Here is a 10106-nt window from a genome sequence, read left to right on the forward strand (position 1 = left end):
GCGTATTCGATGTCCCCATGGGCATACCGTGCGTGATGTCTGACGCCGGTGGCGTGGTACAAGTGACTTTATTACCCTACCCCTTTTAGCCGTTTTGGGTGTGGCTGGACCAGGCAGAATCAAGTCAACTATGAGAAGGCGCTCAAGAAGGGTTGTTTAGATGTCAATACCTTCCGGTGCGAAAAAACTGGCCAACTAAACGGACAGAGATTTATATTAACTAATTTGGAGAAATAAAATATGGCACCTTCGTTTATTGATGTCCCTAAGAAGCTATCAAGCACGATGGGAGTTACTCTAATCATTGCATCCAGCTTATTTTCAACCGGCGCTTTGGCTCATGTCATTAGCGAAGAGGACCATCACGCCTTTGAGCATAAATATGCCGATATGTGTGTTAAAAAAGAAAAGGCAAATCCAAATAGAGTCATCACAAGCGATGATTCTCCGATCGTAAATCTCTGTGAATGCATTGCACTGGAAGAATCAAAGCGCCTTACGATCGACGAAGTCAAAAAATTCCTTCGTGAAAACAAGTACCCTATGTCTCTTCTGATAAAAGCCGGTCAAGCTGAGAATATATGCTCTCAAAAGATGCAGCAAACTAAGCGATAAACTAACAACGGTTGTACCCGACCACCTTCCCTATTCCGATCTCTCGATGGTCGACCGGCTTGTTGCGACGAGAGATTATCCCAGGCGATAACGTTGCCGGAGCTTAAGGTCGGACCGGGAAATTCCCTCGCATATCCCAGAAAGAGGTCGCCGCAACGGTGGTAGTTTTCCAATGCCTTTGTGGTAACGTTCCGACCACTCGCTCGCCTCGGAGCCGCTGACCCTAGAGTCGAGGGATTGTTATGGTGGCATCGGCGGCTTCCGGGATCCGTTTCGAACTCAGCAACAATCAGAAGGTGTTGGGTGGACTGGTTCGGTGGACTATCAACAGAAGAACCAGATACACAATTCCCAAGACCAACAGAGTCGTACTCGCGGCGAGCAACCAAGGCAGGTGCCACGGTTCGAACGGATAACTGGGTGCGTGCCAGGCGATCGCCAAGAGTAGCGCCGGAATCAGCAACTTAAGCACCGTCCCCGATCCTCCGTTCACCTTGATGCCGAGTAGAGCCTCTATGATCAGTACCAAGGCGCATAAGACGGCGAATACCGCAAGGGCGACGCCTACAGCCGTCATCGGACCGACGTCGAGCTCGGTGCTCGCCACCAAGGTATAAAGGCGTCCCGAGACCTCCAACAGCTGCCACATTAGAATAAGTCCCAGTACGCCGGCCAGTACCGCAGCGGCCCGGTCCAAGAGGCGCGCCGGACGGATCTCCGGTGCCACCGGCCGAGTGGGCTTGCCCAATACCGGCCTGCCGAGCCGGCGAACGACTGTTTTTTCCAGTTCGACCGCCAAGAACACCAGCAAGGCCGCGCCAGCAATCCTGAGCCAAGCTTCGCCGCTCAGATCACGGGCACCAAAGGCGTTCTGCATGAACGACGCATAAGTGAAGAGCAATTGCAACCCAATCAGCACGATTATGGCAAGGACGGCGTAGCGGTTACCGAACCAGGCACGCAATGAAAGGCTCGGAGCGACGAAAAAACGGCTGTTGATTAGATAGACCAATTCGCCGGCGACCAATGCATTGACGGCCGCCGTGCGGGCCATCTCCACCGCGGCCCCTTGTCCGATCTCCCATTTGTAAAGCCCCAGGGTCGTTCCGACCAGGAGCAGCGACACGTAAGCGATCCGCCACAGCATGTAGCGGGTCACCAGGGGTTCGCGGGGTGGACGCGGCGGGCGCTGCATCAGATCCCCTTCCGGGGGTTCGAAGGCCAAGGTCAGCGCTAGAGTCACCGCCGTCACCAGATTGACCCACAGGATTTGAAGGGGCGTGATCGGAAGTTCCTGGCCCAAAAGGATCGCGGCGATGATCACCCCGCCTTCACCGCCGTTCGTGGGCATGGTGAACAGGATGGTCTTGCGCAGATTGTCGTAAACCGTGCGTCCTTCCTCCACCGCCGTGGCGATGGTCGCGAAATTATCGTCGGCCAGCACCATTTCGGCGGCTTCCTTGGCGGCCTCGGTACCGCGCTGCCCCATGGCCACGCCGATGTCGGCGGCTTTGAGCGCCGGGGCGTCGTTCACCCCGTCGCCCGTCATCGATACCACGTGACCGTCCTCACGCAAAGCTTTCACCAGGCGCAGCTTGTGTTCCGGGCTGGCTCGGGCGAACACCTCGACGTCCCGCGCCTCGCTCCGCAGCGCTCCGTCGTCCAGGTCCTCGATTTCCGCTCCGGTGAGAGCCCGTGCGCCGTCGCTGATGCCCAACTGGGTACCCACCGCGCAAGCAGTCGCGGCATGGTCGCCGGTAATCATCTTGACCCGTATGCCGGCGCTTTGACAGCGGGCGACCGCATCCACCGCTTCGGGGCGCGGCGGGTCGATCATGCCGGCCACGCCCAACAGGGTGAAACCGCCCTCGGTGTCGGCGAAAGTCAGGGCCTCTGGCGGGTCGGTCAAAGGCCTCACGGCGAGTGCCAGGAGACGCTGGCCGCGGGCGGCAATCTCTGTGATTCGTCGGTGCCAAAGCGTGGGATCGAGGGGCTCGTCCTGTCCCCCGCAACGTTGCCGATTGCAGCGTTCCAGGACGACTTCCGGCGCTCCTTTCAGATAGATCAATCCATGGCCGGAATGGTCCCGGTGCAAAGTGGCCATGAAGCGGTGCTCCGATTCGAAGGGGATGGCGTCGATACGCCGTAGCGCTTCCTGCTCGAACTCGGGCTTCAAGCCGGCTTTGAGGGCCAAGGTCACCAGCGCCCCTTCGGTGGGGTCCCCCTCCAGCCGCCACACCCCGTCTTCCTCGCGGAGGGTCGCGTCGTTGCACAGCAAGCTGGCGCGGGCCAGTTCCAGGAGGTGGGGCAGATCCGCCGCGAACGCTTCGGCGTCTCCCCGGCTGAAGCCGCCTTGCGGGCTATAGCCGGCGCCGCCGACCCGGATTTCGTCCTCGGCCGTCGCGACGGTCTGCACGGTCATCTCGTTGCGGGTCAGGGTGCCGGTCTTGTCGGAGCAGATCACGGTGACCGAGCCCAGGGTTTCCACCGCCGGCAGTTTGCGCAGGATGGCGCTGCGCTGGGCCATGCGCTGCACGCCCACCGCCAAAGTGATGGTGACGATGGCGGGTAGTCCTTCCGGGATTGCCGCGACGGCCAGACTCACCGCCGCCATGAACATCTCTTCCAGCCCCAGACGGCGGGTCAGCCAGCCGAACGCAAAAGTTGCCGCGGCGGCCGCCAAAATGATGGCTGTCAGCCAGCGGGCGAACTGCTCGATCTTCCGCAGCAGCGGCGTGGCCAGAGCACCGACTTCCGCCAGCATCGTGCTGATACGCCCGATTTCGGTGCCCGTCCCGGTGGCGGCCACCACGCCGAGGCCCTGTCCGTAAGTCACCAAAGTACCCGAGTGGGCCATGCACAGCCGATCGCCCACCGGGGCGTCGGGAGCCACCGGCGCCACGAATTTCTCCACCGGTACCGATTCGCCGGTGAGCACCGCTTCGTCGATGCGGAGACTTCGGACCTCGATCAGCCGAAGGTCCGCCGGCACCTTGTCGCCGGATTGCAGCAGCACCAGATCACCCGGCACCAACTGCTCCGCCGGAACCGTCATCCTGCGTCCACCCCGGAGCACCGCAGCGGATGGCGATAATAGATTGCGCACCGCCTCGATGGCCGCTTCGGCCTTGCCTTCCTGAATGAAGCCGATGAACGCGTTGAGCACCACGACGGCCACGATCACCGCCGTGTCCACGTAATCCTCCAACAGAAAGGTGACGGACGCCGCCGCTAGCAGGACGTAGATCAGCAGGTTGTTGAACTGCGACAGAAAGCGCAGTAAGGCGCTGCGCTTCCGGGCCGGAGGCAGACGATTCGGGCCGAAGCGGGTCAGCCGTTCACGGGCTTCGGCTTCCGGAAGCCCGTTCCGCCGGTCGGTCTCCAGCCGCTCGATCGACTGTTCCACCGGGATACAGTGCCAAGCGGTGGCTTCACTCGCCTTTTCCGGCGAGTCGCTGGTCGTATCACTCATCAGGTGCTCCTTATTGGAATTCTTGGTCCAACGGCGCCTTGGTGCTATGCGCCGTGTTCGGCGCTCGAACAGTTTGCCGTCGAAAGGAATGCGATTCAATTGTCGTGCGGCGTTTATCCAGCGCGCCGTGCATCCTCGCCAAATTTCCCATAGCCCGAGGTCCAACCGGCATACGGAAACTTTTACAAAAGACATTACGGAGGCGTTATGAGTATCCACTCATCCTCGCACGTTATCTCGCGGAGAGATTACGATGCCGTCATCTTCGACTTGGATGGAGTGATCACGCAAACGGCGACGCTCCATAAAGCAGCGTGGAAGACCTTGTTCGACGACTTTCTGGAGAGGCACGCGGCTCGCCTCGGAGGAGCGCACCGAGCTTTCGACGCCGATTCGGACTATCGGCTCTACATCGACGGCAAGGCCCGCTACGAGGGCGTAGCAAGCTTTCTCGCCTCGCGCGGCATCGCACTTCCCTACGGCGATCCCGGCGATGGACCGGACGAAGAAACCGTCTGCGGGCTCGGCAATAAAAAGAACGCGATCTACCGCGAACTCCTTGAGAAAAACGGCGTCGAGGTCTATCCCTCGACCATCGACCTGATTCATAAACTCCGGTCGAAGAAGTTCGCAACGGCCGTAGTGTCGGCAAGCCGGAACTGCGCGGAAGTCTTGGAAGCCGCGCATTTGAGCGATCTTTTCGATACCCGCGTCGACGGGATCGACCTGGAGCGTATGCACCTTCCGGGCAAACCGGCGCCCGACTCGTTTCTTGAAGCGGCCCGCCGGATCGGCGTGGAACCGACCCGCGCCGTCGTCGTGGAAGACGCCATCGCCGGAGTCGAGGCCGGCCGCAACGGCGGATTCGGCTGCGTGATCGGCGTGGACCGGACCGGGCATGCCGATGCCTTGAAAACGGCCGGCGCGAATATCGTGGTTGCGGACCTTGCCGAACTGGACGCGGGCTAGGCGTTTTCGCGTCGCTTCATGAGCGCGGGGTTGCCAAAATATGGGCAGACCGGATTCAGTCCCGGCTTTCCGGCAGAACGAGAATCGGACACGGCGCGTATTGCAGCACGTAGCGCAGGGTGAGAGCGCAGCGGGGCGCCAGGTTGCCGTGCCAGGACAGAACGATCAGATCGGCCCCGTGACTCCGGGTGAAACGCACGATCTCGGGACCGGGCTCGCCCTGGGCCATGAACATCCGGATTCCGCCCTTTACCCTCTCCCCGGACAGGCTACGCACCCGTTCCAGAAACTCCTGCCCCCAGGCGGGCCATTCATGCTGGGGCTGATCGACATATTGAGGCGCGGTCAGAGTGCCAGGCTCTCTGGGTGGCGCGGTATGCGCACCGGACACGTGCAAGACCAGCAGGCCGGCTTCGGTGCGCCCGGCAAGGGTGATCGCCGGACCCAGTGCACGAGCGGTCTCGGGCGTGCCGTCCTGGGGCAGCACCACCTGCCGGATACGCCACGGCGTCGGCTCGCGTTCCGGCGGCACCAGCACGACCGGGCAAGGCATCTCCCGGAGCACCCCTTCGGCGACGTGATCAAGTCCAGTATCGGGCATCTTCTTGCCTTCACGCATCGCCATGACGATGCACAGGCTGCGCCACTCCGAAGCCACGCGCACGATCCCTTCGGCCGGATCACCTTGTAACGGAGCGATAATGGCATGCTTGAGCAGTGTCTTCAGGCTAGGAAATTTCTCCTTTAAATCCGGAATCGAGGCCATCGGCCACTCGGTCTGCACGATACACGGCGTCGCGTCCGCGAGCCGAATGATGGTCTTCGCGATCGGTAATATCGCAGCCGACCGGGGCGTCATATCGAGCGGCAATACGACTGTGGTCTTTTCCGGGCGCTCATCGTTCATGACGAAATCTCCTTCCAGGCTCCTTTAACCTGCTCCCACCGGATACGCTGGCCGGATGCCAGACGAGCGGGCGGCGCACCGCCAATCTGAACGGCCAAAGACTTTTCCCCTTCGGCGACGATTTCGACGGCCTCGGGCCGAATTTCCACGTGCAGGCGGATTCCCCGCCAGGCTACGGTAAAGCGGAGAGCCCGCCATTCCGTCGGGCAATGGGGTGTAAAGCCCAATCCGTCCGGCAACAGGCTCAACCCGGCGAAACCGAAAATCACTGCCTGCCACAACCCGCCTAGCGCCGCAGCATGAACGCCTCCGGCCGCATTGCCCATGTTGTTCGTGAGATCGATTTCCGACGCCTGGCGGAAATAGCGCATGGCGTTTTTGACATCGCCCAACCGGGCGGCCACGGCGGCATGGATGGACGGGCTGAGGGAACTTCCGTGGGTGGTGCGTGGCTCGTAATAGCGGAAATTGGCCTTCCGCACCTCGGGCGGGAAGCGGTCCCAGAGTAGATAGATCAGCATGACGACATCTGCTTGCTTGACGACTTTGCTCAGCTGCGTCCGCTCCCGCCCAAGGAGCACGTCTATAGGCAAGGTGTGGGGAGCGTATTGGGCGAGGTCGATATCCTCCAATCCGAAGTACCCCTGGAACTGCTCGAACAGGCCGGTCCGCGAGTCGAATCCGGTATACATACGCCCGGCCAGGTCCCGCCAAGTACTAGGTTCGTCCTCCGCCACGTCATGGCGGCGCGAAAGCTCCGACCAGCGATCCGGCCATTGCTCGGCGAGCAAACGCGCCGTCTCTGCGGCACGTTCCAAGTTCCATTGCGCCATTACGTTGGTAAAGGCGTTATCGTCTACGCCCTCGTGATACTCATCCGGACCGATGACTTCGCGAATATGGTAGTGTCCGTCCGCCTCCACACGGCCGCAGCTCGCCCAAAATCGCGCGGTCTCGAACAGAATTTCCGCACCGGCTTGCAGAAGAAACGTCTCGTCCGCGGTCGCCTGCCAGTATTGCCAAACGGCATAAGCGACATCGGCGCTGATATGGTGCTCCAGCACGCCGTTCAGAATGGGCTTGATCTCGCCGTCGGGGGTTACCGCGTAGCCTGGCGTGGTCTCTTCACCGGTGTCAGCTGATTCCCAGGCGTACAGCGCGCCGCGATAGCCCAGATGGCGCGCCTTTTCCCGTGCGGCAGGCAGGGTATGGTGTCGATACATCAGAAGCGCTCGCGCTGAAGGAGGATCGGTGAAGATGTAAAAGGGCAGCATGAAGATTTCCGTGTCCCAAAAGACATGGCCTTTGTACGCTTCGCCAGTCAGAGCCCGTGCACCGATGGAAACCCGCTCGTCTTCCGGATTGGCGGCTCCGATGAGGTGATAGCATGCGAACCGCAAGGCCTTCTGTAGTGCCCCGTCGCCGTCTATTTCCACGTCGCTCTCCCGCCAGCGCTTTTCCCAAGCCCGCGCGTGAGTAGCGATCACTTCTTCGGGATCCGAATTCAACAGCCTTTGCAAATGCTCCGCGGCCATAACTCCTGGCCGATCAACGTCCCGCGAGGTGTAAATCACGACCAACCGATCGAAGCGGTAAGTTTTGCCGGCCTCGATATCCAGCTCCCACGACTCGACGTGACGATCCGGAGTCGACTCTGTCTGTGGCGCGATCACTTCGCCGCCGTCGATTCGGAGCCGGCCCGCGGCGGCGATGGCGACTTTGATTCCGGTGGTCCGCGTGCATAGTCCGAGCTGATAACCGCGGTTGGTGGCGATTTCCCGGCATCGGCAAGATTCCGCCGTCAGACGCACCCGACCGGGGCGCTCGACCACCGGTTCGGTCACGGCCCGGAGATGAATGTTGACGTAATGGTCCTCTGCGGTCAGCCTCACGCTCTGAAATAGAACATGCCGGTCGGCCAGCGAAGCGAAACGGCAAGCGCGAACCCTGATAAGACCCCCGTCCCCCGCCCGATAATGAAACTCCCGCCACAGAATACCTTGGCGCAGGTCCATCATGCGGCGGTGCCGAACATAACTGCCTTGATCGAGCCGAAACTCACGCCCGTTGACCAACAAGCTGAGCTGCATCCAATCGGGGGCCGCGGCCAACTCCGGAATCGGATCGTCATGGGCGGACGCGTTAGTGTCGAAGACCCCGGCGATGAAGGTGGCCGGATTCGATAACAAGCTGCCTTCGGCTAAAGAGGCGCGGGAGCCGACATAGCCGTTCGAAACCGCGAACAGAGACTCGATTTCGTGTTCGCGGGCGAGATTGAATCCTTCTTCTTCGATTCGCCATAACGGATCGGCCGTGGGGGCAAACCGGGAATCACCTTCGAGTGCCGTGTCAATCGGGCTGTCAATCATCGTGAGGAAAAACCGGGACGTCCAAGTGTGCGCATACGCCGACGCAGCCTAGAGGCGTTGCGGCTAATGATTTTTGTTCGTTTCAGCCTCGGCTTGGTTCACGGGGCGGCGCTCGCTCGGCGATTCCATCCAATTCCGACGAACCGGCGCGGACGGCCGCCCCATGAAGCAAAGAGCGGTCCGACTGCCACGGCGACCGGAGCTCCGAATAACGGACGGGATTGAACCGGCACGCCCCTTGGCGGCGATTCGGATTATCGGAAGTTGAAGGAACGCGATCCGATTGAGGACAACCCTCGATGCCGACAAGTCCCGTCCGGGCTGAGTTCTTAAGGCGCGACCTTACCGCCCACCCTAATGTCGTTCTTGACCTCCGTAACACCCTCAACGCCTCGGGCAATCTCCGCCGCCCGTTGCATTTCGGCCTCGCTGTTAACGAATCCGCTCAGTTGCACGACACCCTTATTGGTTTCGACTTGAATGGCGAGTCCGCTGGTGCTTCGGTCCGCCAGCAACGCCGATTTGACTTTGGCGGTGATCGCCGTGTCGCTCATGTATTCTCCAGCCGTCTCAGCCAAAATTGGCTCCAACGGGTCATCGGAGGCTGCAATGACCCAGGCGCCGGCATAGCCGACGGCGGCAACGGCCACGAGAGCCGGTAGAACAGTTTTGCGCTTGATCATGGTCTTGTGCCCTCCTTGGGAGTCCAAAAATCATCTTCCATCTCATGAAATCTGCTGAGCCGACCAGCCGGACAGGTTTCTAGCTCATCAAAAACTAGGACAGCCAATGCGCCGAAAAAATCATTAGTCAACCGCTTTTTTCAAGGCATCGGATAAACAATAGCTCGTAGCCCATCCATTTTTTTCTTGTCGGCTTCTTTTAATCGCACAATACCCCAGCAGGGACAGCGGACTTCGGCAGCATCACGCCCGAATTTCCGTTCAGATTTTTGAGCTCGACCGTGATGTTGTCATCCGGTGCCGCCGCCACAAAATCGAAAATGGTTTCGAGGATGTCCTGATCGATGAATTGCGCCCGGCTGGCATCGATAATGACATAACCGTTCTCTTCGATGCTGTCGAGGTACTTTCTCAGGAGCGCCTTGTTCAAGAAGGAGACATCCTTGTGCAGCCGCAAAAGATAGTTGTTGCCGTCCCGGGTCAGGGTGATGGCGGCCTGGAAGTTGGTCCGGATGACGTAGTACAGCCCACAGACCATGCCAATGGCGATGCCCTTGAGCAGATCGGTGAACAAGATCGCCCCGATGGTGACCACGAACGGGATGATCTGGCTGGCGCCCTTGGCGTACATCTCCTTGAACAGCTTGGGCTTGGCCAGCTTGTACCCGGTCAACAGCAGGATCGCCGCCAAACAGGCCAAAGGAATCAGGTTCAAATAGCGGGCGATGAACATCACGCTGAGGAGCAGCATGATTCCATGAATGAAGCAGGCCATCTTGGTGCGCCCGCCCGCGTTCACGTTGGCGGAGCTGCGGACGATCACCGCCGTCATGGGCAGCCCGCCAATGAGGCCGCTGATCAGGTTGCCAAGGCCTTGGGCTTTCAATTCGCGGTTGGTCGGGGCCACCCGTTTCAAGGGGTCGATCTTGTCCACCGCCTCAAGGCTCAGAAGCGTCTCCAAGCTCGCGATGATGGCGATCGTCACGGCCACCGTATACACGTCGGGATTGGCCCATTGCGAGAAATCGGGCCAGGTGAACTGCTGGAAGAAGCCCTGCACGCCTTGAATCTCCGGCAGGCTCACCAGATGG

General features: G+C 60.2%; 7 protein-coding genes. 2 read left to right on the top strand and 5 right to left on the bottom strand.

Annotation, left to right across the window (positions count from 1 at the left end; all coding sequences use genetic code 11):
- The first annotated feature begins 240 nt into the window (after positions 1-240).
- Positions 241-615 carry a hypothetical protein gene (locus VEB01_RS16985; protein ID WP_324877493.1) on the top strand — a complete coding sequence of 125 codons (375 nt, stop codon included), beginning with the start codon at positions 241-243 and terminating at the stop codon, positions 613-615.
- 289 nt (positions 616-904) lie between these two features.
- Here the strand turns inward: VEB01_RS16985 and VEB01_RS16990 are convergent, their stop codons facing one another.
- Positions 905-4087, bottom strand: a complete 3183-nt coding sequence (locus VEB01_RS16990) for a cation-transporting P-type ATPase (RefSeq protein WP_324877494.1) — start codon at positions 4085-4087, stop codon at positions 905-907.
- A gap of 207 nt (positions 4088-4294) precedes the next feature.
- Between VEB01_RS16990 and VEB01_RS16995 the strand changes: the two genes are divergently transcribed.
- On the top strand, positions 4295-5056 hold the full coding sequence (locus VEB01_RS16995) for an HAD family hydrolase (RefSeq protein ID WP_324877496.1): 762 nt from the start codon (positions 4295-4297) through the stop codon (positions 5054-5056).
- Between the two features lie 55 nt (positions 5057-5111).
- Here the strand turns inward: VEB01_RS16995 and VEB01_RS17000 are convergent, their stop codons facing one another.
- From VEB01_RS17000 to VEB01_RS17015, 4 genes are all read right to left on the bottom strand, one after another.
- Positions 5112-5963, bottom strand: coding sequence for a universal stress protein (locus tag VEB01_RS17000; protein ID WP_324877497.1), 852 nt, complete (start codon positions 5961-5963; stop codon positions 5112-5114).
- Positions 5960-8332, bottom strand: a complete 2373-nt coding sequence (locus tag VEB01_RS17005; protein ID WP_324877498.1) for a glycoside hydrolase family 65 protein — start codon at positions 8330-8332, stop codon at positions 5960-5962. Before VEB01_RS17005 ends, VEB01_RS17000 begins: the two co-directional genes overlap by 4 nt.
- A 329-nt stretch (positions 8333-8661) precedes the next feature.
- Positions 8662-9015: a BON domain-containing protein gene (locus VEB01_RS17010; RefSeq protein ID WP_324877500.1), complete on the bottom strand. Its 354-nt coding sequence runs from the start codon at positions 9013-9015 to the stop codon at positions 8662-8664.
- A 199-nt stretch (positions 9016-9214) separates the two neighbouring features.
- Positions 9215-10106, bottom strand: an 892-nt coding sequence (locus VEB01_RS17015) for a SulP family inorganic anion transporter (protein WP_324877502.1), incomplete at its 5' end; no start/stop codon positions are given.

It is taken from the genome of Methylocaldum sp. (genome assembly GCF_035627495.1).
Taxonomy (GTDB): domain Bacteria; phylum Pseudomonadota; class Gammaproteobacteria; order Methylococcales; family Methylococcaceae; genus Methylocaldum.